This window comes from Bradyrhizobium sp. UNPA324 (genome assembly GCF_006658635.1).
Taxonomy (GTDB): Bacteria; Pseudomonadota; Alphaproteobacteria; order Rhizobiales; family Xanthobacteraceae; genus Bradyrhizobium; species Bradyrhizobium nanningense.
Genome location: NZ_LFJD01000004.1, coordinates 365,384 through 389,037, shown reverse-complemented (window position 1 = coordinate 389,037; position 23,654 = coordinate 365,384). Strand labels below are relative to the sequence as shown.

The window sequence follows — 23,654 nt, the reverse complement described above, 5'->3', positions numbered from 1 at the left end:
CCTGGTGCAGCGTGCGACGAACTGGCGACAGAACCTCGTGCCTTTAATTTGGCGTCATGTTGCACCTGCGCGCCTGCTATGTTAGCAAAGCCGCGATTTTAACGAGCCCGGCACGTTCCGTGCTGGTCGAAAATCGAAGTCCCGCTTGAATTCCAAGGGCTTGGATCGCTAGGCGCCGCTTCGTGGCGACGGTTTTTCCCTTGCGAGTTTGACAGCAAAAAGAGCGCGTCTGTGGCTGCAGAAGATACGTCCGTTTCCGGTGTGTCCGGCCGTTATGCAACGGCCTTGTTCGAACTGGCCCGCGACCAGAAAGTGGTCGACGAGGTCAAAGCCGATCTCGAGAAATTCGAGGCGCTGCTGAACGAGAGCGCCGATCTCAAGCGCCTCGTCCGCAGCCCGGTGTTCGCGGCCGACGCCCAGTCCAAGGCCCTCGCGGCCGTGCTGGACAAGGCCGGCATTGCCGGGATCTCCGCCAATTTCCTTAAAGTGCTGACCGCCAACCGCCGCCTGTTCGCGGTGGCCGATGTCATCCGCGCCTACCGCGTCCTCGTTGCCAAGTTCAAGGGCGAGACGACGGCCGACGTGACCGTGGCGGAAGCGCTCTCTGACAAGAATCTCGACGCCCTCAAGGTTGCCCTGAAGTCGGTGACCGGCAAGGACGTCGCGCTGAACGTGAAAGTCGATCCCGCGATCATCGGTGGCCTTGTCGTCAAGCTGGGCAGCCGCATGGTCGATGGTTCGCTTCGCACCAAACTCAATTCGATCAAGCACGCGATGAAAGAGGCAGGCTGATGGACATCCGCGCCGCGGAAATTTCCGCGATCCTCAAGGACCAGATCAAGAATTTCGGCCAGGAAGCTGAAGTTTCCGAAGTCGGACAGGTGCTGTCCGTCGGCGACGGTATCGCCCGCGTCTACGGTCTGGACAACGTCCAGGCCGGTGAAATGGTCGAGTTCGAGAACGGCACCCGCGGCATGGCGCTGAACCTCGAAACCGACAACGTCGGTGTCGTTATTTTCGGTGCCGACCGTGAAATCAAGGAAGGCCAGACCGTCAAGCGCACCCGCGCCATCGTGGACGCGCCGGTCGGCAAGGGCCTGCTCGGCCGCGTCGTCGACGCGCTCGGCAATCCCATCGACGGCAAGGGTCCGATCCAGGCCGACAAGCGTATGCGCGTCGACGTCAAGGCGCCCGGCATCATCCCGCGCAAGTCGGTGAGCGAGCCGATGGCGACCGGCCTCAAGGCGATCGATGCCCTGATCCCGATCGGCCGTGGCCAGCGCGAGCTGATCATCGGCGACCGTCAGACCGGCAAGACCGCGATCGCGCTCGACACCATCCTGAACCAGAAGCCGCTCAACGCGCAGCCGGACGAGAACATCAAGCTGTACTGCGTCTACGTCGCGGTCGGCCAGAAGCGTTCGACCGTTGCTCAGTTCGTGAAGGTGCTGGAAGAGCAGGGCGCGCTCGAATATTCGATCGTCGTCGCCGCCACGGCGTCGGATCCGGCGCCGATGCAGTACATCGCGCCGTTCACCGGCTGCACCATGGGCGAGTACTTCCGCGACAACGGCATGCACGCCGTCATCATCTATGACGATCTGTCCAAGCAGGCCGTCGCCTACCGCCAGATGTCGCTGCTGCTGCGCCGCCCGCCGGGCCGCGAAGCCTATCCGGGCGACGTGTTCTATCTGCACTCCCGCCTGCTCGAGCGCGCGGCGAAGCTGAACAAGGACCAGGGCTCGGGCTCGCTGACGGCGCTGCCGGTCATCGAAACCCAGGCCAACGACGTCTCGGCCTACATCCCGACCAACGTCATCTCGATCACCGACGGCCAGATCTTTCTGGAGACTGACCTGTTCTTCCAGGGCATCCGTCCCGCGGTGAACGTCGGTCTGTCGGTGTCGCGCGTTGGTTCGTCGGCGCAGACCAAGGCCACCAAGAAGGTTGCCGGCAAGATCAAGGGCGAGCTCGCGCAGTACCGCGAAATGGCGGCGTTCGCGCAGTTCGGCTCCGACCTCGACGCCTCGACCCAGCGCCTGCTGAACCGCGGCTCGCGCCTCACCGAACTCCTGAAGCAGCCGCAATTCTCGCCGCTGAAGATGGAAGAGCAGGTCTGCGTGATCTGGGCCGGCACCAACGGCTATCTCGATCCGCTTCCGGTCAACAAGGTGCGTGCGTTCGAGGACGGTCTGCTGTCGCTGCTGCGCGGCAAGCACGTCGACATCCTCAACGCGATCCGCGACAGCCGCGACCTCTCCGACGACACCGCCGGCAAGCTGAAGTCGGTGGTCGAAGGCTTTGCGAAGAGCTTCGCGTAACGGCAAGCATGGCCGGATCCGTCCGGCCATGACCGCTTCGCGAGAGGCGAACCAATAAGAAGCGTGCCCGGCGCCCGGCCGGGCATTGCGGTAGGGACAGGCTAGCGGTCCGACGCTTCAGTCGAATCGCCGGGGTGAACGAAGAATGGCGTCACTTAAAGACATGCGCGTCCGCATCGCCTCCACCAAGGCGACGCAAAAGATCACCAAGGCCATGCAGATGGTCGCGGCCTCGAAGCTGCGCCGCGCGCAGACCGCCGCCGAAGCTGCGCGTCCCTATGCCGACAAGATGAGCGCGGTGATCTCCAACATCGCCAGCGCCGCCGCGGGCTCACCCGGCGCGCCGGTGCTGCTGGCCGGCACCGGCAGGGACCAGGTTCACCTGCTGCTGGTCTGCACCGGCGAGCGCGGCCTGTCCGGCGCCTTCAACTCGTCGATCGTGCGCCTCGCCCGCGAGCGCGCTTTGGCGCTGATGGCGCAGGGCAAGGACGTGAAGTTCTTCTGCGTCGGCCGCAAGGGTTACGAGCAGCTGCGCCGCCAGTTCGACAAGCAGATCGTCGAGCATCTCGACCTGCGCAGCGTCCGCCAGCTCGGCTTCGTCAATGCCGAGGACATCGCCAAGAAGGTGCTGGCGCGTTTCGACAACGGTGAATTCGACGTCTGCACGCTGTTCTATTCGCGCTTCCGCTCGGTGATCGCGCAGATCCCGACCGCCCAGCAGATCATTCCGCTGGTGGTCGAGGAGGGCGCTGCCGCCAACACGACGTCTTACGAATACGAGCCGGAAGAGGACGAGATCCTCGCCCGTCTTCTGCCGCGCAATCTCGCGGTCCAGATCTTCCGCGCGCTGCTCGAGAACAACGCCTCGTTCTACGGCGCGCAGATGAGCGCGATGGACAACGCGACGCGCAACGCCGGTGAGATGATCCGCAAGCAGACGCTGGTCTACAACCGCACGCGTCAGGCGCAGATCACCAAGGAACTGATCGAAATCATCTCGGGCGCCGAGGCCGTCTGATCAAGACGCTTCAGTACCCACTCAACCCAACATCCCGGTCGTAGACCGTGGCTTAGAAGTTCGGATCGAAGGAGACATTCAATGGCAGCCCAGGTCGGTCGCGTCACCCAGGTCATCGGCGCCGTCGTCGACGTGCAATTCGAAGGCCACCTCCCGGCCATTCTCAATTCGCTCGAGACCAAGAACGGCGGCAACCGCCTGGTGCTCGAAGTCGCCCAGCATCTCGGCGAGTCCACGGTCCGCACGATCGCGATGGACACCACCGAAGGTCTGGTCCGCGGCCAGGAAGTGACCGACACCGGCGCTCCGATCCGCGTTCCCGTCGGCGAAGGCACGCTGGGTCGCATCATCAACGTCATCGGCGAGCCGATCGACGAAGCCGGTCCCGTCAAGACCGAAGGCCTGCGCGCCATCCACCAGGAAGCGCCGACCTACACCGACCAGTCGACTGAAGCTGAGATTCTCGTCACCGGCATCAAGGTCGTCGATCTTCTTGCTCCATATGCAAAGGGCGGCAAGATCGGCCTGTTTGGCGGCGCCGGCGTCGGCAAGACCGTGCTGATTCAGGAGCTGATCAACAACGTCGCCAAGGCGCACGGCGGTTACTCGGTATTCGCCGGCGTCGGCGAGCGCACCCGCGAGGGCAACGACCTCTATCACGAGTTCATCGAGTCCAAGGTCAACGCAGATCCGAAGAACCCCGATCCGAGCGTGAAGTCGAAGTGCGCGCTGGTGTTCGGTCAGATGAACGAGCCGCCCGGCGCCCGCGCCCGCGTCGCGCTCACCGGCCTCACCATCGCGGAAGACTTCCGCGACCAGGGCCAGGACGTGCTGTTCTTCGTCGACAACATCTTCCGCTTCACCCAGGCCGGCTCGGAAGTGTCGGCGCTGCTCGGCCGTATTCCGTCGGCGGTGGGTTATCAGCCGACGCTCGCCACCGACATGGGCGCGCTGCAGGAGCGCATCACCACCACGCAGAAGGGCTCGATCACCTCGGTGCAGGCCATCTACGTTCCGGCCGACGACTTGACCGACCCGGCGCCGGCGACCTCGTTCGCGCATCTTGACGCGACCACCACGCTGTCGCGCTCGATCGCCGAAAAGGGCATCTACCCGGCGGTGGACCCGCTCGACTCGACCTCGCGCATGTTGCAGGTGCACGTCGTCGGCGAGGAGCATTACACGGTCGCCCGTCAGGTCCAGCAGGTGCTGCAGCGCTACAAGGCGCTCCAGGACATCATCGCCATTCTCGGCATGGACGAGCTTTCGGAAGAGGACAAGCTGACCGTGGCTCGCGCCCGCAAGGTCGAGCGCTTCATGTCGCAGCCGTTCCACGTCGCCGAAATCTTCACGGGCTCGCCGGGCAAGTTCGTCGACCTCGCCGACACCATCAAGGGCTTCAAGGGCCTGGTGGAAGGCAAGTACGACCACCTGCCGGAAGCCGCCTTCTACATGGTCGGCACCATCGAAGAGGCCGTCGAGAAGGGCAAGAAGCTGGCTGCTGAGGCGGCCTAAGGGCGAATGGCGAATAGGGAGTAGCGAATAGATTCGCTGCTCCCCCTCGGTTCGCCACTCGCCATTCGCTATTCGCTACTCGCAGGTACACCATGGCCACCTTCCATTTCGATCTCGTGTCTCCGGAAAAGCTCGCCTTCTCGGGCGAGGTTGATCAGGTCGACATCCCCGGCGTCGAGGGTGACTTCGGCGTGCTGGCCGGGCATGCGCCGGTCGTCGCGGCGATCCGCCCCGGCATTCTCACCATCAGCACCGCTGGCCGCCACGAGAAAGTCATCGTGCTCGGCGGCCTCGCCGAAGTCTCCGAAAGGGGCCTGACCGTGCTCGCCGACGTCGCGACGTCGCTGGCCGAGCTCGACCGCGCCCAGTTCGCCGAGACGATCGCGGAGATGGAAGAGGGGCTGAAGGAGCACGAAGGCGGCGAACTCGATCACGCGATCGAGCGGCTCGACCACTTCAAGAGCATCCAGCAGCAGCTCAACTCGACGGCTATGCACTAAGCCCCGGGGCACCGCTCCGGGGCCAAGCTCGAAATTTCTGAATAGATTCAGCGCTCGTCACCGACCGTGGCGGGCGCTGAAACTTTGTTGCACCGTGCTACCGATCGCGGCATTCTCCTTGTGAATGTTGTTCCCGGGGCGGGGCGCAGATGAAACGCAAGATCGCAGCGATCTTCGCAGCCGATATTGCCGGTTACTCGAGGCTGGTCGCGGAAGACGAGGAGGAGACGCTGCGGCGCCTGGCCTCCTATCGCGAGGTCGTCGACGATTTCATCGCCAGGGCCAGCGGGCGCATCTTCAACACGGCCGGCGACGCCGTGCTCGCGGAATTCCCCAGCGCCGTCGATGCGGTGCGCTGCGCGATCGACATCCAGGAAAGCTTGCGTACCCGCAACATGGCCTATCCGCCGAGCCGGCAGATGTCGTTCCGCATCGGCATCACCATCGGCGACGTGGTCGAGCGCGACGGCGATCTGCTGGGCGACGGCGTCAACATCGCGGCAAGGCTGGAAGGGCTCGCCGAGGTCGGCGGCATCTGCGTCTCGCGCGCGGTGCACGAGCAGGTCGCCAACAAGCTCTCGGTACAGTTTGCCGATATCGGCGCGCAGGAGGTGAAGAATATCCCGACGCCGGTGCACGCCTACATGGTGGCGATGCGGCGCGAGGACGGGAGCTATGGCAAGCCGCAGCTGAAGAAGCCGGCCTCCAAGCTCGCCGCCGCCCCGGTGTGGATGTGGCCGCTGGCGGTCGCGGTGGTCTCGATCGTCGGCATCGGTGTCACCGGCTCTCTCTACAACACCAAGCTCAAGCAGACCGCGAATGTCGCAGCGGCGCCGGCCGTGACGCCCAGCGCAACACCGACGTCGAGTGCCGCGGCGTCGAGCCCAACGCCGACCCAGCTGGCCAAGGCGCCGATGGCACCGCCCAATGCCGGCGCCCCGACGGCACCAACGCCGGTGCCCTCGCCATCGGCATCGCCGATGGCCGGCAAGCTTGCGGCGGATAGCGTGCCCTTCATCAACGAGCGCGTGCGCAATTTCCTCGCCGGCGACTATTCCACTGCCGGCGATTACAAGGCCTTCGCGCTCAATGTCGGCGGCTTCACCGGCTCGGCGCTGAACCAGGCAAGCGAGGAGGCCGCGCGCAACGCCGCGCTCGAGCAGTGCCAGAAGCGCGCCGATGCCGCGCAATCGCCGCGGCGCTGCGAGCTCTATGCCGTCGGCAACACGATCGTCTACACCCACGGCAAGCCGCCGATGCCGCCGCCGCCCTACGTCCGGCATGATGCGATGACCGAGCGGGCCTTCGCGTCTAAGGATTTTCCGATCGTGCGCGAGCCGCAGAAAGTGCGGATCGAGAACATATTCGTGCCGGCGGCGAAATCCCGCTCGGTCGCGCTCGGCCCGGGCGGACAATATTTCATGGTGCTCGGCGCCTCATCCGCCGAGGAGGCGGCGCGGCGGTCGCTGGAATCGTGCGGCGCGATCGCCGGCGTCGCGTGCATGGTCGTCGCGGCCGACGACAATTTCGTCGTGCCGATCCCGACCCTGTTCAGGATCACCGGCTTCTTCCATGCCGCCTCCAACGCCTCGATCCTGGCCGATGCGCGCGGCGAGGTGGTGCGCAAGCTCGGCGACGCCATGGGCTGGAATGCGGTCGCCGTCGGCACCGCCGGCCGGCCCGGCCTCGGCCTCAAGGCCGCCGACGAGCAGGCCGCCGTCAATTCCGCCCTCGGCGACTGCGCCAAGCGCGACAGCGATTGCCACGTCATCGCGATCGGCCCATTCACGGTGGGACCTGCGAATTAGCTCTCAATGTGACGAGCCTCGACCGACGCCGCGACGGCGGAGGGAATGAGAGAGTGGGGCTCTCTCCAACCGCAAATTTCCGGCGAAAATATCTCAACGATTTCAACCCCGTTCTACTGTGCATGGGGTTGTTTCGCGGTTTTAGTTTCCGAAGGGCGCGAAGTGCTGGGCCACAGCACGGTAAACGTCCCGCCGGAACGGCACCACGAGATCGGCGACACGGTCGAGGCGCTCCCAACGCCAGGCGTCGAACTCTGCGGGCTGGCCGTTGCGGGGCGTCAGCGGGTCGATCTCGTCGTCGCGGCCGGTGAAGCGCAGCGCGAACCATTTTTGCCGCTGGCCGCGGAATTTCGCCAGGCGATGCGTCTGCGGGCCGTCGTAAGGCGGGAATTCGTAAGTGAACCAATCGGTCTCGCCGAGATAGTCGGCGCTGACGACGCTGGTCTCCTCCCAGAGCTCGCGCATCGCGGCATCACGCAGGTTCTCGCCCTCGTCGACGCCGCCCTGCGGCATCTGCCAGTCGAGCCCGGGCAGGATGATCTCAGGGCCATCGCCCTTGAAGCGGTGGCCGATCAGCACGCGGCCGTCGGCATTGAAGAGGGCGATGCCCACGTTGGGGCGGTAGGGTTTTTGATCAGTCACGCGCGCATCTCTCGTCGTCTTTCCAGGCGATGCCTTAGCACCGAACCCGGAACGGCGATCTGAATTAATCCTCCGCCAGCGCGGAAAATTCCTGCACCACGCGCTCATAGACCGGGCGCTTGAACGGAATGATCAGCCCGGTCAGATTCTTCATCGGCTCCCAGCGCCAGCTGACGAATTCGGCCTTGTGGCCGCCGCCGCCGGGCTTTTCGACGTTGATCTCGCTGTCCTTGCCGGTGAAGCGCACCGCGTACCATTTCTGGCGCTGGCCGCGGTAGCGGCCCTTCCAGGCGCGTCCGGCGACCGTGCGCGGAATGTCGTAAGTGAGCCAGTCCGGGACCTCGCCGAGCCGCTCGACCGAGCGCACGCTGGTCTCCTCATAGAGCTCGCGCTTGGCGGCTTCCCAGGTGTCCTCGCCGGGATCGACGCCGCCTTGCGGCATCTGCCAGACATGGGTGTCGTCGACATGTTCGATGCCGCCGGCGCGGCGGCCGATGAACACCAGTCCCTTTGTGTTGATCAGCATCACGCCGACACAGGTCCGGTAGGGCAGATCCTCGTAACGCGCCATTCCGCCAGACCTCTCGCATGCTGCCGGTACGGCTTGACCCGCCCCCGCCAGGACAAGCGCCGTACCAATTTGTTGATTTAGCTGGATTTTGATTTCAGCATCGCGGTTGTCAATGGCACCAAAAGAATACCCCGGTCGCCCAATGTCTTGGTCCAGGCGGCGATGCGGTCGATCGAGACCGGGAGGGCGGAGGCCGTGCCGACGGCGATGCCGCGCTCGCGTGCCGCCGATTCGAGCTTGTTCAGGGCGCGGTCGATCTCGGTCGCCGTCGGCACCACGTCGATCGCGATGTCGCCCTTGCCGAACGGCATGGCCTGGTTCGCTGCCGCCTGGGCTGCGATGCTGCGGGGTGAGGAGCCGTCGTCGAAGAAGCCGAGGCCCCGCTTGGCGGCCTCGCGGATGATCGGCTGCATCGCCGGCTCGGTCGCGATGAAGCGCGCACCCATGAAATTGGCGATGCCGGCATAGCCCTGCATCCGGCTCAGATGCCAGTACAGGCGGTCCATGTTCTGGTCGGCGCTGAGCGAGGTCAGCAGCGTCTGCGGACCCGGGTCGTTGTCGGGAAAATCGTAGGGCTCCATCGGGATCTGCAGGAAGATCTCGTGGCGCTGCGCGCGGGCCCGTTCGGCGAGCTTGCCGGGATCGGCGCCATAGGGCGTGAAGGCCAGCGTCACCGCCCCCGGCAGCTTCATGATGGCGTCGGTGGTCTTGGCGGCGCCGACGCCGAGGCCGCCAATCACGATGGCGACCACCGGCATCTTGGCGGCCTTGGCGCGATCAGCCTCCGCCGCATAGACATTGAACGGCTTCAGATCGCCGGCGACCATGGGGATCATGCCGTAGCGGGACTTCTCCAGCAGCTTCTGGTCGATCCCGGCCATGACCGCCGGCGGGGCTGACGCTGCGGCATCGCCCTTATCGGCGGCTTCGCCGGCACCGATCACCACGTCGTGGCGGGCGCCTGTGGAGCCGTCGATCATGGTGACGGTCTTCTGCTCGCCGGGAGCGGCCTGCTTCGGCGCTTCCTTGGTCTTGTGCTTGCTGTCCTGAGCGGCGGCCGGCTTCTCGTCCGCTGCCTTGTCGATCGGCTTGATCGCAATCCGTGTCATCGGCTCGCCGCCGAGCGGATCCTTGTTGAAGATGGCGAAGCCGGCAAAGGTGACCAGGAACAGGCCGAGCAGGACGGCGAGCAGCTGCATGGCCGTGAACGGCAGCCGCAGCCGGCGTTTCCGGCGCGGCTTGTCCTGTCCGAGCGGGGCGCTCAGATCATCGGCCGTTTCAGTCATGCGCGATCCCGAATCACTGCGAATGACGATACCACGCCGAGGTCAAGCGGCGGCAGGCCGGGATAGGCCGGGGATGCCAGGAGTTCCCAAGCAAAAAGGGCGGCTCCGGGAGCCGCCCTTTGCGTTGGGATCGCGTGAGACGCCGACCTAGTTCGCCGCTTTGGGCTTGTCGGTCGTGGCCTTGGTGTCGCCGCCAGGCGTGGGCGCCGCCGAGGCGCTGTTCTTGATGCCGTGGAGCAGGTCGCCGGCGAGCTTGAGCGCCTTGTCGTCCTTGGCGTCCGGCGGGACGTAGGACTGCGAGCCGGTCTTCTCGTCGCCGTCGTTCTTGAGATGGCCGCGCAGCGAAGCCTCGCCCTTGGTGTCGGTGCGCGCCTTCAGCTCGTCCGGCACGTCCTGCAGCACTTCGATGTCGGGAACGATGCCCTTGGCCTGGATCGATTTGCCGGACGGCGTGTAATAGCGCGCCGTGGTCAGCCGCAGCGCGCCGTTGCCCGAGCCGAGCGGAATGATGGTCTGCACCGAGCCCTTGCCGAACGAGCGGGTGCCGACGATGGTCGCGCGCTTGTGGTCCTGCAGCGCGCCGGCGACGATCTCCGACGCCGAGGCCGAGCCGCCATTGACCAGCACGATGACCGGCTTGCCCTTGGTGAGGTCGCCCGCATGCGCGGTGCGGCGCTGGGTCTCCTCGGCATTGCGGCCGCGGGTCGAGACGATCTCGCCCTTCTCCAGGAAGGAGTCGGAGACGGTGACCGCTTCCTCGAGCAGGCCGCCCGGATTGTTGCGCAGGTCGATGATGTAGCCCTTGAGCTTGTCGCCGATCTGATTCGAGAGGTTGGTGACCTCGCGCTTCAGGCCTTCGGTGGTCTGCTCGTTGAAGGTGGTGATGCGGATATAGGCGATGTCGTCCTGCTCGACGCGCGCGCGCACCGAGCGGACGCGGATGTTGTCGCGCACCAGGGTGACGTCGATCGGATTGTCCTGACCCTTGCGGATGATCTTGAGCTTGATCTTGGTGTTGACCGGGCCGCGCATCTTCTCGACCGCCTGGTTCAGGGTCAGGCCCTGCACCGCCTCGTCGTCGAGATTGGTGATGATGTCGTTGGCCATGACGCCGGCGCGCGAGGCCGGCGTGTCGTCGATCGGCGAGACCACTTTGATGAGGCCGTCTTCCATCGTGACTTCGATGCCGAGGCCGCCGAACTCACCGCGCGTCTGCACCTGCATGTCGCGGAAGCTCTTGGCGTCCATGTAGCTCGAATGCGGATCGAGGCCAGTGAGCATGCCGCTGATGGCGGATTCGATCAGCTTGGTGTCGTCGGGCTTCTCGACATAGTCGGAGCGCACGCGCTCGAAGACGTCGCCGAACAGATTGAGCTGGCGATAGGTGTCCGCAGTGGCCGCTCGCGCGCTGGAGCCCATGAACACCGCGCGGGGCTGGGTCACGAACAGCGTCAGCGCCGCACCGGTGGCTGCGCTGAGGAGGATTACTGAAGTCTTGCGCATCATCCGCGAACCTTCTCGCCTTCATTTGCGGCCCACCATGGGCCTGGATCGATTGGAGTGCCGTCCTTACGGAACTCGACATACAGCACAGGTTGACTCGCGTTCGTCGCGAGAATGGAGGCGACTTGAGATGTCGACCCCATGGTCGCGACCGGCTCCCCCGTGAGCACAAACTGTCCGATGTTGACCGAAATACGCTCCATACCGGCGATCAGGACATGATACCCGCCCCCGGCATTGAGGATCAAGAGTTGTCCATAGCTGCGGAACGGGCCGGAATAGACCACCCAGCCGTCACACGGCGTTGTGACCTGGGAGCCTGGCTTGGTTGCCAGCGAAATGCCTTTCTGGACCCCGCCGACCCCGTCGGAACCGCCAAAATCCCTGATCTTGTTACCATTAACCGGAAGCGGCAGGAGACCCCTAGCCGAGGCAAAGGCGATCGCGGGGGTGGTCCGGGACCGGTCCTTGAATGCGCCCGGACCTGACTTGGCGCTGGCGGCCGCCTTGGCCTCGGCCTGCTTTGCGGCCTCGGCGGCCTTCTCAGCGGCCTTGGCGGCGCTTTGCAGATCCTGCTCCATCTTGGTGATCAGGCCCTGGAGATCGCCGACCTGCTTTGAAAGCATGATCGCGCGCGAGTTTTCGGCGTTGAGATCTTTTTCGCGCGCCGCCTGCTGGCGCTGCCGCTCGTCGACCAAGGCCGTGAGCCGGGTCTGGTCGCTGCGGACCCGGTCGCGGTCCGAGGCGAGCTGGTCGCGCTCGGTGGCGATGGTCTTGCGCAAGGCAACGAGTTCGCCGAGCTCGCTTGCGATCTTTTCGGCGCGGCCGCGCAATTCCGGCACCACGGCGCCGAGCAGCATCGCCGTGCGTAAGGATTGCAGCGCATCTTCGGGCCGCACCAGCAGCGCCGGCGGCGTTCGCCGTCCGGCCCGCTGCAATGCCGCCAGCACCTCGACGATGTCGGCGCGGCGCGAATCCAGCGACGCGCGCATCTCCTGCTCGCGGCCGTTCAGGTTTCGCAGCCGCGCCTCCGTATCGTCGATCTTGGTCTCCACGGCGCGCACATTGGCGGCGGTGTCGATCAGCTGCTGATTGAGCTGGGTGCGGTCCTGGCCGAGCGCGGTGATCTCGGCCTTGAGCTTGGCCTGTGCTTCCTCCGCGCTCTTCTGCCTGGCGCGGGCGGCTTCCAGCTCCTGCTCGCGCTGCTTGATGGCATCGGGCGAGACGGCTGCGGTCTGGGGCGCCGGGGTCGCCGTCTGAGCTTGCGCGAGGCTTGTGCCGGCAACGCTTGTGATCAGCAACAGGTTGAGGAGCGGCGCTCGCATCGTGTCGGCAAAGGTGCTCGTTGTGGCGCGCATCACGCGCGGTGATAGGGGTGGCCGGCCAGAATGGTGGCGGCCCGGTAAAGCTGTTCCAGAAGCATGACGCGGACCATTTGGTGCGGCCAGGTCGCAGAGCCGAACGCGATCGCGAGCTTGGCCTTACGGCGCAATTCGGGCGAAAGTCCGTCCGCCCCTCCGATCACGAAGATAGTATGTCCGGCGCCTTCGTCCCGCCAGCGCGCAAGATGCCGTGCGAATACGGTGGAATCGAGATTCTGGCCGCGCTCGTCCAGCGCCACCAGGATCGATTTTTCCGGAATATGCGCGGCGATCGCCGCGGCCTCTTCGCTCATCCGCGTCGCAGTGTCGCGCGCGCGGCTCTCGGGGATTTCGTGGATGCTGAGCTCGCGGAATCCGAGCCTGCGGCCGGCCTCCTCGAAGCGCTCGAAATAGCGGTCGGCAAGCTCCCGTTCGGGGCCCTGCTTCAGCCGGCCCACCGCAATGACAGCAACACGCATGATCTCTTCAGGGTCGCGTTTTCAACACCGCGCGCATGATGCGCGCGCACGACGCTAGCATGCGCGTCAGCCGATTCGAAATCGGCCCGATGAGCCTAGATCGCCTTCGCCGCCCCTGGGCCCTGAGTGTACAATCGCTCGAGATTGTAGAACTCGCGGACTTCGGGTCTGAATACGTGCACGATCACGTCGCCGGAATCGATCAGCACCCAGTCGCAATTGGGCAAGCCCTCGACATGGATGTTCTTGATACCGTTTTCCTTCAGGCTCTTGGTGACGTTTTCCGCGATCGCGCCGACGTGCCGGTTGGCCCGGCCCGTGGTGACGATCATGTAGTCGGAGTACGCCGATTTGCCGCGAAGGTCGATGGTGACCGTCTCTTCCGCCTTCATGTCCTCGAGGCGGGAGAGGATCAGGCTCAGCGTCTTGTCGGCGTCGGGTTGCGCCTTCAAGGCCGCAGCTTTGGTCGATGTTTTACGCGTCGGCTTGGCAACCTTGGGTAAAACAGACTTGGACAATACAGATGTGGTCAGGGACCATTCCTTTCACTGTATCGCGAACGCCGAATCCGGCGCCCACCGGCTACACTACATCATGTGGGGTTAAGGGTTTCAATATGCCAGAGAGGCGGAAGTCCACACCACCTTCGTCCCCTCCGTCTCACGTCGTTCCCTTCCAGCTCCCGTCCGGGTTCCGCAGGCCCGTCGAGGACAGATTCAGCTTCAATCCGGTCAGAAATACCCAGGCCGGCGCTGGCCGATCCGCAAGCAGGGCCGCCTTATCCTCGGGCAGACGGTAGCGCGATAACGCCTGGGCTGCGGGGGAGGCGAGGGCGCGAAAGCTCTGCGGCGGACGGTCGATGACTGCGACCGGCACCTGGGCGGCGATGCGCCGCCAGTCCTGCCAAAGGTGGAATTGAGCGAGATTGTCAGCGCCCATGATCCAGACAAAGCGCAGGCCCGAGAAGCGGCGGCGCAAGGTGTTGATCGTGTCGATAGTGTAGCGCGTACGGATGACGGATTCGAGACAGCTGACCTCGATGCGCGGATCGTTCGCGACCTCGCGCGCGGCCCGCATGCGCGCGCCGAGCTCATGCAGCGTGCCGTTCTCCTTCAGCGGATTGCCGGGGGTGACCAGCCACCAGACCCGATCGAGCTGCAATCGCTTGAGCGCGAACTGGCTGATGGCGCGATGCGCCTGATGCGGCGGATTGAACGAGCCGCCGAGCAGGCCGATGCGCATGCCCTCCGTGTGGGGCGGAGCCGCTTGCGCCACGGAACGCGGCAAGACGAAATTGTTGCTCAATGCCCCGCGCCTCGCGACGTTTACGGCCGGGTCTGCCCGGTGCCGTGGACGCGATATTTGAAGCTCGTCAATTGCTCGGCGCCGACAGGCCCGCGGGCATGGAATCGGCCGGTGGCGATGCCGATCTCGGCACCGAAGCCGAACTCGCCGCCATCGGCGAACTGCGTCGAGGCGTTGTGCAGCACGATTGCGGAATCGACCTCGCTGAGGAATTTCTTCGCGGCAGCCTCATCGGCGCTCACGATCGCATCGGTGTGATGCGAGCCGTGGTTCTGGATGTGCGCGATCGCGCCGTCGACGCCGTCCACCACCTTCGCCGCGATGATCGCGTCGAGATATTCGGTGTCCCAATCGTCTTCGCTGGCGGGTCTTACGCGCGGGTCCGTTTTCTGTACCGCGTCGTCGCCGCGCACTTCGCAGCCGGCATCTAACAGCATCTCGACCAGCGGTTTCAGATTCTTCGCAACAGCCGCGCGATCGACCAGCAGCGTCTCGGCCGCGCCGCAGACGCCGGTGCGGCGCATTTTTGCGTTGAGCACGATCGACTTCGCCATGGCGAGATCGGCGCTGGCATCGACATAGACGTGATTGACGCCTTCGAGATGCGCGAAGACAGGCACGCGCGCTTCTTGCTCGATGCGCGCGACGAGGCTTTTTCCTCCGCGAGGCACGATCACGTCGATCGCGCCATTCAATCCTGACAGCATCATGCCGACCGCGGCGCGGTCGCGCGTCGGCACCAGCGTGATCGCAGCCTCGGGCAGGCCGGCTTCGCGCAGGCCCTGCACCAGGCATGCATGGATCGCCCGGCACGAACGGAAACTGTCCGAGCCGCCGCGCAGGATCACGGCATTGCCGGATTTCAGGCACAGCACGCCGGCGTCCGCGGCGACGTTCGGCCGGCTCTCGAAGATGACGCCGACGACGCCGAGCGGCACGCGCACGCGCTCGATGGTCATGCCGTTCGGCCGCTGCCAGCTCTCAGTGACGATGCCGACGGGATCGGCGATACCGCGCACGATGCCGATGCCCTCGGCCATGCCCTCGATGCGCGCCGGCGTCAGCGTCAGGCGGTCGATGAAGGACGAGGTGGCGTTGCCGGAGGCGCGGGCTTCGGCGACGTCCTCGGCATTGGCCGCGAGGATCGCCGCAGCTTGCTGACGGATCGCCCGCACCATGGCCTCCAGCGCCCGGTTCTTCTGCTCCGGCGGCGCCAGCGCCAGCACGCGCGCCGCAGCGCGGGCCCGGCTCCCGAGATCGGACATCAGGGCCTGAAGATCGGCATTGCCGTCGACAGCTTTGAGGGGGGCGGCCATGGGGGTCAAAACCTTCTGCTAAGGCGGTGTCCTAGCACGGAAATCCCGCTTTTGCGAAGGGCGGGGAGGGTATGGCAGGTCTCCCGTCACGTTAGTGCAACTAGGCCATTGGCCAACCTCGACGTCATGGCCGGGCTTGACCCGGCCATCCACGGCTTTTCGGCGCGAAGAACGTGGATGCCCGGGACAGGCCCGGGCATGACGGTTGCAGGCCGGCTTCGTGCTACCCGCCCACAACCAGATCGTCGCGATGGATCATCTCCGCGCGGCCGCTGATGCCGAGGATGGTCATCACATCAGGGGACGAGCGGCCCCTGATCCGCTCGGCCTCATCGGCGTCATAGGCGATCAGGCCGCGGCCGACCTCGCTGGTATCAGGGCCGCGCACGATCACGGCATCGCCGCGGGCGAACTGGCCCTCGACCTTGATCACGCCGGCCGGCAGCAAGCTGGCGCCGGCACGCAGCGCCGTCACCGCGCCGGCATCGATCGTCAGCGTGCCCTTCGGCTCCAGCGTGCCCGCGATCCAGCGCTTGCGCGAGGTGATGGGGTTGGCCGGCGTCAGGAACCAGGTGCAGCGGCCGCCATCGGCGATCGCCTGCAGGGGGTGCTCGATCTTACCGGAGGCAATCAGCATATGCGTGCCGCCGGTGGTGGCGATCTTGGCCGCTTCGACCTTGGTGCGCATGCCGCCGCGCGACAGCTCGGACTCGGCGTCTCCAGCCACCGCCTCGATCTCCGAGGAGATGCTCTCGACCACCGGAATCAGTCTTGCGTTCGGATTGTTCTTCGGCGGGGCGTCGTAGAGGCCGTCGATGTCGGACAGCAGCACCAGCAAGTCGGCGCTCGCCATGGTGGCGACGCGCGCGGCAAGGCGGTCGTTGTCGCCGTAGCGGATCTCGTTGGTCGCCACAGTGTCGTTCTCGTTGATCACGGGGATCGCGCGCCATTCCAAGAGCTTGCCGATGGTGGAGCGCGCGTTGAGATAGCGACGGCGCTCCTCGGTGTCCTGCAGCGTCACCAGGATCTGGCCGGCGCCGATGCCGTGGGCCCCAAGCACCTCCGACCAGATCCGCGCCAGCGCGATCTGGCCGACGGCGGCGGCGGCCTGGCTTTCTTCCAGCTTCAGCGGACCGCGCGGCAATTTGAGCCGGCTGCGGCCAAGCGCGATCGAGCCGGAGGAGACGACGAGGACGTCGCGCCCGTCCTTGTGCAGCCTGGCCATGTCATCGGCGAGCGCGGCCAGCCAGGACGCCCGCACCTCGCCCTTGTCGGAATCGACCAGCAGCGCTGAGCCGACCTTGACCACGATGCGGCGGAATTGACTGAGTTCGGGGCTGGCCATGATGCGCCTGGACGATCTGCTCTGCGTTGGAAACGGCGGAGCGAGAGAGCGGCGCCGATAGGCCCGCTTTTGCAGCAGGACGATGGCCGGCGCAAGGCGGCCAGGATGGTAAACGGCAAATGTCGGCCTTGTCCGCGACGCGTCTCTGGTCCTAACTGATGCCAACCAAAATGGGGTCAAAGGGGAAACGCATGGATCGCCGCACATTCATGGCCGGATGTCTCGGAGGATCTCTTGGAGGATCTCTTGGGGGATATCTCGGCCTGCCGCTGCTGGCGCAAACGGGCGGGGCGCAAGCGCAGGCCGGGCTGACAAAAATCATCTTCCCATTCGCGGCCGGCGCGGGCGGCGACACGCTGTGCCGGCTGATCGCGCAGGAGATGGCGCCGGTGCTGCAGCGGACCATCGTGGTCGAGAACCGCACCGGCGGCGACGGCCTGATCGGCATCAAGGCGGTGAAGGGCGCGAGCCCCGACGGCAGCATGGTGCTGGTGACGACGGGCCCCACCATGTACCTGCTGCCGATGGTCGAGACGACGCCGAGCTTCGACACCGCCAAGGATTTCGTGCCGGTGTCGCTGCTGGCGCGGTTCGAATTCGCGCTGGTGATCAATCCGGCGGTCGAGGCCACCGATTTCAAGAGCTTTGTGACATGGCTGAAGGCGCATCCGGACAGGACGTCGTTCGGCGTGCCCAGTAATGGCACCATTCCGCACTTCATGGGCTCCAAGCTCGAAAAGGATCTCGGCATTCCCCTGACCCGCGTGCCCTATCGCGGCAGCGCGCCGATCCTCAATGATCTCGTCGGAGGCCACATTTCTTTTGGGATCACCACGTTGGCGGATGCGCTGCCGCAGCACCGCGCCAAGGGCGTGAAGATCATTGCGGTGTCGAGTGCGGAACGCTCGCCCTTCGCGCCCGAGGTTCCCACGTTGAAGGAGAGCAGCATCGATCTCGTTGCCGACGCCTGGTACGGCATGTGGCTTCCCGCCGGCAGCCCGCCGGAGTTTGCGAGCAAGCTGGGCGCCGCCGCGAGCGCGGCGCTCGCCAAGCCCGAGGTGAAGGAGAAGCTGACGGCGATCGGGCTGATTCCGGTCGGATCCACCCCGGAAGGATTGACGAAGGAGCTCGCCGCGAACATCGCGCTGTGGCAGCCGATCGTGAAGGCGACGGGCTACAAGATCGAGAATTGAATCTGGTTTGCGGGCTCATGACACAGCGGTTACTCGGCGCAGCGCGCGTATTTGCGAGCAATTATCAGATCGTCGTGTGCGACGATCCATTCACGCCCCTCGATGACGAGCAGAACTGGGACGCGGAGAAAACAAAACGAGGTTTTGCTGGCGTGCCGGCGTTTCGGATGATTGGCACGGAAGCTGATCTCAACGACCACTGGGTTGAGCTGGTGTCGTGCGACCGGCCCCCTTCATCGGATGAATGGCAGCGGATCACCTGCGTGCATTTCCATTCCGGAAGCGGGCGGATCCACGTCATGTCGGTGATCGATAGCGATCCGCCAATTTCTGCGGATATCGAGCGGGGCGACTATGCCGTCTACGCGGCGGCGCAAAATCTCGGGATCGATCAGTCGAGCCTGGGTGAAACCGGGAAACTCTCGGATGCCGAAATTGCCGAGCGAAGGGACATTGAATGGCATCGGCTCTTTCTGGTGCCAGGTAAGCCTGAATTTGAAGGGCGCGTGGTTGATCGCTAGCTAGCCGCGCGCTCTATCCCCTCATCCTGAGGAGCGCGCTTTTGCGCGCGTCTCGAAGGATGAAAGGCCCGGCTGTCGCAGCGGGGCCTGCATGGTTCGAGACGGCGCTTGCACGCCTCCTCACCATGAGGGTCTTCACATCTTCGCGCGCTGCGCGATGCCGTCCTTGATCGCCGCGAGCTCTGCCTCATCCCAGATGCCGATCAAGACCCCGCCTTTCACCTGCAGCTGATTGTCCGCATAGGCCGCGATCTTTTCGCGCGGCGTGGTGATGTGGTCGTTCGGATGCAGGGCCCAGTCGAACAGCTCGGCCTGCAGCCGCGCGATGATGCCGGCACATTCAGGATCGTCGCCGCGGTCCAAATACTCTTCCGGATCGGTTTCGAGGTCGTACAGCATCGGGCGGAAGCCGGAGGCGTGGATGTATTTCCAGCGGCCATCGAACACCATGAACAGGCGACAGCGTTCGATCGGCTGGTTCAGCTTCAGCCGCACGTCCTGCATGGCGTAGTCGTATTCGGAGAACGCCACCTTGCGCCAATCGCTCGGCGTGGGGCCGCGCAGCAGCGACAGCAGCGAACGCCCTTCGAGAATGTGGCTCGGCACCTTGCCGCCGAAATAATCGACGAATGTCGGCGCAAGGTCGATGCCTTCCACCAGCGCATCGCTGCGCGTGCCGCGCGTGGCGTCGGCTTCCTGCGAGGGATCGATGATGATCAAGGGAATCTTCGCCGATTGTTCGTGGAACAGATCCTTCTCGCCCATCCAGTGATCGCCGAGATAATCGCCGTGATCGGAGGTGAACACGATCATGGTGGTGTCCAGGAGATCGCGCTCCTCCAGAAACTTCATCAGCACGCCCATCTGGTCGTCGATCTGGGTGATCAGGCCCATATAGGTCGGGATCACCTTCTCGCGGGCATCGTCGCGTGCCATGTTGCGGGAGTAGCGCATATCCATGTAGGCGCCGAACACCGGATGCGGATTCTGCCGCTCGCGCATCGAGCGGATCGCCGGGATCATGTCGTCGGTCGAATACATGCTGGCATAGGGCTCTGGCGCGATATAGGGCCAGTGCGGCTTGATGTAGGAGAGGTGCAGGCACCACGGCCGGCCGTCGGTCTCGGCCTCGCGGATGAAGTCCATCGCGCGGCGCGTCATGTAGGGCGTCTCGGAATGCTCGTCGGGCACGCGCGCGGCCTTGTCGGCGTGCACCAGCAGCCAGCCGTTCTGCAAGCTGCCGTCTTCCGACGCGCCTGAGTTGGCCCAATGCTCCCAGGGATTGGTGGCCTCGAAACCTTGCTGGCGCAGGTACTCGTCATATTTGGGACGCGGCCGACCGGTCGGATGCAGGCCGTCATCACGTTCATAGGGTTCAAAACCGCATTCGGCGACATGCACGCCGATCATTGATTCCGGCGGGATGCCGAGCGCCTTCATGCCTTCGAGGTCGGGCGCCATGTGGGTCTTGCCGACCAGCACGTTGCGCACGCCGATCTTCTTCAGGTGGTCGCCGAGCGTGGGCTCGCCGACACGCAGCGGCCAGCCGTTCCAGTGCGAGCCATGCGAGCGCATGTAGCGACCGGTGTAGAACGACATCCGCGACGGGCCGCAGATCGGCGATTGCACATAGGCCTTGCTGAACAGTACGCCGCGCTTGGCCATGGCGTTGATGTTCGGCGTCTTTAGCGTGGGATGGCCGGTGCAGCCGAGATAGTCATAGCGAAGCTGGTCACACATGATCCAGAGAACGTTCTTCGCGCGCGCCATGCTTTGCCCTTTCCGCACATTCGTCGTTCGATGCTGCGATATAGGAGCCGCGATGACAACCTCTCCCGAAGGGAGAGGTTGATTTGCGCAGCAAATCGGGTGGGGGGTGCCACAAGAGGCAGAGCCCCTCACCCGGCGCTACGCGCCGACCTCTCCCCATGGGGAGAGGTGTCAGATCGGGGCTGCGATCTCACACTGTCCGAATCACGCCGACCACGGCTCCGCTTCGGCCGCGCTCTTGGCCTTGGCTGACACCGGGCTTTCGCCGATCACATCCGCGAGCGCGCGCAAGGCTTCCTTCACGCCCTGGCCGGTGGCGCCGGAGAGCAGCAGCGGCGTCTTCTTGGCGGCGCGCTTCAGCCGGTCCTTCTGCTTCTTGAGCTCGTCCGGCTCGACCGCGTCGATCTTGTTCAGTGCCACGATCTCGATCTTGTCGGTGAGCTGGCCGGCATAGGCGTCGAGCTCCTTGCGCACCGTCTTGTAGGCCTTGCCGGCATGCTCGCAGGTGGCATCGATCAGGTGCAGCAGCACGCGGCAGCGCTCGACATGGCCGAGGAAGCGGTCGCCGAGGCCGGCGCCTTCGTGCGCGCCCTCGATCAGGCCGGGAATGTCGGCCAGCACGAATTCGCGGCCGTCGGCGTTCACGACGCCGAGCTGCGGATGCAGCGTGGTGAAGGGATAGTCGGCGATCTTCGGCTTTGCCGCGCTGACCTTGGAAAGGAAGGTCGACTTGCCGGCATTGGGCAGGCCGACGAGACCGGCATCGGCGATCAGCTTCAGACGGAGCCAGATCCAGCGTTCCTCGCCCGGCTGGCCGGGATTGGCGTTGCGCGGCGCGCGGTTGGTCGACGACTTGAAATGCGCATTGCCGAAGCCGCCGTTGCCGCCCTCGGCCAGCACGAACTTCTCGCCGACCTTGGTGAAGTCGTGGATCAGCGTCTCGCGGTCCTCGTCGAAGATTTGCGTGCCCATCGGCACCTTGAGCACGATGTTCTTGCCGTTGGCGCCGTGACGGTCCGAGCCCGAGCCGTTCTCGCCCTTCTGGGCCTTGAAGTGCTGCTGGTAGCGGTAGTCGATCAGCGTGTTGAGGCCGTCGGCGACCTCGATGATGACGTTGCCGCCGCGGCCGCCATTGCCGCCGGAGGGGCCGCCGAATTCGATGAACTTCTCGCGGCGGAACGCCACGCAGCCGTTTCCGCCGTCACCGGAGCGGATGTAGACCTTTGCTTCGTCGAGGAATTTCATGGGCCATAGGTAGGCCAGCCAGTCCCGCGCGGCAACCCGGATAGACCCGCAAATCGGCCGAAATTCCGCGAATTGCGACCCTTGCTTAACCAGCCGGCGGCCATTCCTGCTCGTCGTCCCGGACAAGCGAAGCGCAGATCCGGGACCCCCGCGCGAGCGCTCGCGCTCGTCGCGATAGCCACAGGGAGCGGTTTGGCGAAGACTGGTCAATGCTATTCGGTGAAACGACGTGGGCCTGTAGTTATGGATCCCCGCGTTCACGGGGATGACGTCAGATGGGTCGCTTCCGGACCAGGAATTTTTGCATTCCCTCCAGCACCAGCTCCTTGCGCTGGTTGAATACAGTGCTGCGTAGCTTCACCGCGCCGGTCGTGCGTCCCGGCACCAGCTCGGTGACCTCGAGCGCCGGATAGATCGTGTCGTCGGCGAACACCGGTTTGAGAAACCGGCTCGACTGCTCGAGGAAACCGACCAGGGACTCCTCGACCATGAACGGAAACAGGCCGGCGCCGGGCGCGGTGTGGATCAGGGTCTGGAAACCGTGGGCGAGCAGATGCGGCATGCCGCGGCTGCGGCAATATTCCACGTCGTAGTGCACGGGATGGGTGTCGCCGCTCGCGGTCTGGAACGCCGCGAAGATGGCCGAGGTCTGGGTGCGGCTCGGCAGCACGAAGCGTTCGCCGACGACGAAATCCTCAAACCAGCGTTGCGTGGGGATCATGCGATGCCGGGTCGGGTCGAAATCGGTCATGTCAGTGCTCTCTGCTCGTGATCGGCTTATCGCTACCGCGATGCTAACGGTGCGACAATCCGGTCAATTCGGCTTGCGCGGGCTTGTCGCGGCGGCTCACGTCATTAAAACGACCGCAAGCGACTCTATTCGCCGGATTTCCGCGCTCTCTCCGCTCGTCATTGCGAGCGAAGCGAAGCAATCCAGTCTGTCTCTGCGGAAGCAGACTGGATTGCTTCGTCGCAAGAGCTCCTCGCAATGACGGCTCCCACACGCGACAGCAATGCCCCTCTTCAAGAACCTCTCCGCCTATGATGATCGCTCGGCGCGCCTCGCCGGCATTGCACTCATGGTGCTGTCGATCTTCATGTTCTCGTTCGGCGATGCCATGGGCAAGTTCCTGGTCGGGACTTATTCGGTGGGGCAGCTGTTGTTCCTGCGCGCCTGCGCCGCGCTGCTGTTGCTGTCGCCGCTGATCTGGAAGCAGCGTCACCAGTTCCTGCATCTGGAGCGGCCGGGCCTGCAGCTGTTCCGCGTGGTGCTCTCGACGCTCGAGGTCGCCGCCTTCTTCCTTGCGACGGTCTATCTGCCGCTCGCCGACGTCATCACCTATTATCTCGCCGGCCCGATCTTCGTCACCGCGATGTCGGCGATCTTCCTGGGCGAGAAGGTCGGCTGGCGCCGCTGGACCGCGATCCTGATCGGCTTCTGCGGCGTCTTGATCGCGCTGCGGCCGTCGGCGCAGACCGTCAGCCTGCCGGCGCTGATCGCGCTCGGCGGCAGCCTGTCATTCGCGACCCTGATGCTGATCACGCGCAGCCTGCGCAAGACGCCCGACATCGTGATGGCGTCCTCGCAGTTCGTCGGCACGTTCTCGCTGGGCGCGGTGCTGTCGGCGTTTCACTGGGTGCCGCCGACCGCTGGCAGCCTCGTGTTCTTCGCGCTGGCCGGCGTAATTTCGGTCACCGCGCTGTTCTGCGTCAACCGCTCGCTCAAGCTTGCACCGGCCAGCGTCGTGGTGCCTTACCAATATTCGATGATCGTCTGGGCGGTGATCTTCGGCTTCGTCGTGTTCGGCGACGTGCCGTCGATCGCCACGCTCATCGGCGCCGCCATCATCATCGGCGCCGGATTCTACATTTACTTGCGCGAGCGTGATCTCGGCCGCGACAGCGCCGAGGTGAATCCGCCGGCTTGAACGCAGCCGAACAACTCCGCTGTCGTC

At 64.9% G+C, this 23,654-nt stretch carries 22 protein-coding genes; 9 read left to right on the top strand and 13 right to left on the bottom strand.

Features of this window, described 5'->3' with window-relative positions; genetic code table 11:
• The first annotated feature begins 231 nt into the window (after window positions 1–231).
• The 6 genes from UNPA324_RS01815 (at window position 232) to UNPA324_RS01790 (ending at window position 7,162) form a co-directional block, all read left to right on the top strand.
• Window positions 232–792: a F0F1 ATP synthase subunit delta gene (locus UNPA324_RS01815; protein WP_141933166.1), complete on the top strand. Its 561-nt coding sequence runs from the start codon at window positions 232–234 to the stop codon at window positions 790–792.
• Window positions 792–2,321 (top strand): F0F1 ATP synthase subunit alpha, encoded by a 1,530-nt coding sequence (gene atpA / locus UNPA324_RS01810; RefSeq protein ID WP_128918846.1) that lies wholly within the window; start codon window positions 792–794, stop codon window positions 2,319–2,321. The genes UNPA324_RS01815 and atpA overlap by 1 nt, the downstream gene beginning before the upstream one ends.
• A 145-nt stretch (window positions 2,322–2,466) precedes the next feature.
• Complete coding sequence (locus tag UNPA324_RS01805) at window positions 2,467–3,339, top strand: F0F1 ATP synthase subunit gamma (RefSeq protein ID WP_128918845.1); 873 nt, start codon at window positions 2,467–2,469, stop codon at window positions 3,337–3,339.
• An 81-nt stretch (window positions 3,340–3,420) separates the two neighbouring features.
• A complete protein-coding gene (gene atpD / locus UNPA324_RS01800; protein ID WP_128918844.1) occupies window positions 3,421–4,854 on the top strand; it encodes a F0F1 ATP synthase subunit beta in 1,434 nt (477 codons plus the stop codon).
• A gap of 92 nt (window positions 4,855–4,946) precedes the next feature.
• On the top strand, window positions 4,947–5,354 hold the full coding sequence (locus UNPA324_RS01795; protein WP_128918843.1) for a F0F1 ATP synthase subunit epsilon: 408 nt from the start codon (window positions 4,947–4,949) through the stop codon (window positions 5,352–5,354).
• Window positions 5,355–5,503: 149 nt separating this feature from the next.
• Window positions 5,504–7,162 carry an adenylate/guanylate cyclase domain-containing protein gene (locus tag UNPA324_RS01790; protein ID WP_141933164.1) on the top strand — a complete coding sequence of 553 codons (1,659 nt, stop codon included), beginning with the start codon at window positions 5,504–5,506 and terminating at the stop codon, window positions 7,160–7,162.
• Window positions 7,163–7,303: 141 nt separating this feature from the next.
• Here the strand turns inward: UNPA324_RS01790 and UNPA324_RS01785 are convergent, their stop codons facing one another.
• From UNPA324_RS01785 to proB, 10 genes are all read right to left on the bottom strand, one after another.
• Window positions 7,304–7,804, bottom strand: a complete 501-nt coding sequence (locus UNPA324_RS01785; protein WP_141933162.1) for an RNA pyrophosphohydrolase — start codon at window positions 7,802–7,804, stop codon at window positions 7,304–7,306.
• Window positions 7,805–7,868: 64 nt separating this feature from the next.
• Window positions 7,869–8,375: an RNA pyrophosphohydrolase gene (locus UNPA324_RS01780; protein WP_128918841.1), complete on the bottom strand. Its 507-nt coding sequence runs from the start codon at window positions 8,373–8,375 to the stop codon at window positions 7,869–7,871.
• Between the two features lie 77 nt (window positions 8,376–8,452).
• Window positions 8,453–9,661 carry a divergent polysaccharide deacetylase family protein gene (locus tag UNPA324_RS01775; RefSeq protein WP_141933160.1) on the bottom strand — a complete coding sequence of 403 codons (1,209 nt, stop codon included), beginning with the start codon at window positions 9,659–9,661 and terminating at the stop codon, window positions 8,453–8,455.
• Window positions 9,662–9,808: 147 nt separating this feature from the next.
• On the bottom strand, window positions 9,809–11,167 hold the full coding sequence (locus UNPA324_RS01770) for a S41 family peptidase (RefSeq protein WP_128918839.1): 1,359 nt from the start codon (window positions 11,165–11,167) through the stop codon (window positions 9,809–9,811).
• Window positions 11,164–12,489 carry a murein hydrolase activator EnvC family protein gene (locus tag UNPA324_RS01765; protein WP_128918838.1) on the bottom strand — a complete coding sequence of 442 codons (1,326 nt, stop codon included), beginning with the start codon at window positions 12,487–12,489 and terminating at the stop codon, window positions 11,164–11,166. Before UNPA324_RS01765 ends, UNPA324_RS01770 begins: the two co-directional genes overlap by 4 nt.
• Window positions 12,490–12,521: 32 nt before the next feature.
• The gene (rlmH, locus tag UNPA324_RS01760) at window positions 12,522–13,004 is read right to left on the bottom strand and encodes a 23S rRNA (pseudouridine(1915)-N(3))-methyltransferase RlmH (protein ID WP_141933158.1); all 483 of its coding nucleotides are present in this window, start codon (window positions 13,002–13,004) and stop codon (window positions 12,522–12,524) included.
• Window positions 13,005–13,099: 95 nt separating this feature from the next.
• Entirely contained in the window at window positions 13,100–13,456 is a 357-nt protein-coding gene (gene rsfS, locus UNPA324_RS01755; RefSeq protein WP_100179365.1) for a ribosome silencing factor, read from the bottom strand.
• A gap of 208 nt (window positions 13,457–13,664) precedes the next feature.
• A complete protein-coding gene (locus tag UNPA324_RS01750; protein WP_164936177.1) occupies window positions 13,665–14,309 on the bottom strand; it encodes a nicotinate-nucleotide adenylyltransferase in 645 nt (214 codons plus the stop codon).
• Between the two features lie 20 nt (window positions 14,310–14,329).
• Window positions 14,330–15,625, bottom strand: a complete 1,296-nt coding sequence (locus UNPA324_RS01745) for a glutamate-5-semialdehyde dehydrogenase (protein WP_141933156.1) — start codon at window positions 15,623–15,625, stop codon at window positions 14,330–14,332.
• Window positions 15,626–15,848: 223 nt separating this feature from the next.
• Window positions 15,849–16,970, bottom strand: coding sequence for a glutamate 5-kinase (proB, locus tag UNPA324_RS01740; RefSeq protein WP_128918835.1), 1,122 nt, complete (start codon window positions 16,968–16,970; stop codon window positions 15,849–15,851).
• A 191-nt stretch (window positions 16,971–17,161) separates the two neighbouring features.
• On the opposite strand from proB, the gene UNPA324_RS01735 reads away from it, so the two are divergent.
• A complete protein-coding gene (locus tag UNPA324_RS01735; RefSeq protein WP_246667093.1) occupies window positions 17,162–18,163 on the top strand; it encodes a Bug family tripartite tricarboxylate transporter substrate binding protein in 1,002 nt (333 codons plus the stop codon).
• Complete coding sequence (gene comJ / locus UNPA324_RS01730) at window positions 18,118–18,684, top strand: competence protein ComJ (RefSeq protein WP_141933153.1); 567 nt, start codon at window positions 18,118–18,120, stop codon at window positions 18,682–18,684. Before UNPA324_RS01735 ends, comJ begins: the two co-directional genes overlap by 46 nt.
• 135 nt (window positions 18,685–18,819) lie before the next feature.
• Here the strand turns inward: comJ and UNPA324_RS01725 are convergent, their stop codons facing one another.
• From UNPA324_RS01725 to UNPA324_RS01715, 3 genes are all read right to left on the bottom strand, one after another.
• A complete protein-coding gene (locus UNPA324_RS01725) occupies window positions 18,820–20,454 on the bottom strand; it encodes an alkaline phosphatase family protein (RefSeq protein ID WP_141933151.1) in 1,635 nt (544 codons plus the stop codon).
• A gap of 204 nt (window positions 20,455–20,658) precedes the next feature.
• On the bottom strand, window positions 20,659–21,699 hold the full coding sequence (obgE, locus tag UNPA324_RS01720) for a GTPase ObgE (RefSeq protein ID WP_128918831.1): 1,041 nt from the start codon (window positions 21,697–21,699) through the stop codon (window positions 20,659–20,661).
• 271 nt (window positions 21,700–21,970) lie between these two features.
• Window positions 21,971–22,450 carry a MaoC family dehydratase gene (locus UNPA324_RS01715; protein WP_141933149.1) on the bottom strand — a complete coding sequence of 160 codons (480 nt, stop codon included), beginning with the start codon at window positions 22,448–22,450 and terminating at the stop codon, window positions 21,971–21,973.
• 262 nt (window positions 22,451–22,712) lie between these two features.
• Between UNPA324_RS01715 and UNPA324_RS01710 the strand changes: the two genes are divergently transcribed.
• Window positions 22,713–23,627 (top strand): DMT family transporter, encoded by a 915-nt coding sequence (locus UNPA324_RS01710; RefSeq protein ID WP_128918829.1) that lies wholly within the window; start codon window positions 22,713–22,715, stop codon window positions 23,625–23,627.
• Window positions 23,628–23,654: the final 27 nt, after the last annotated feature.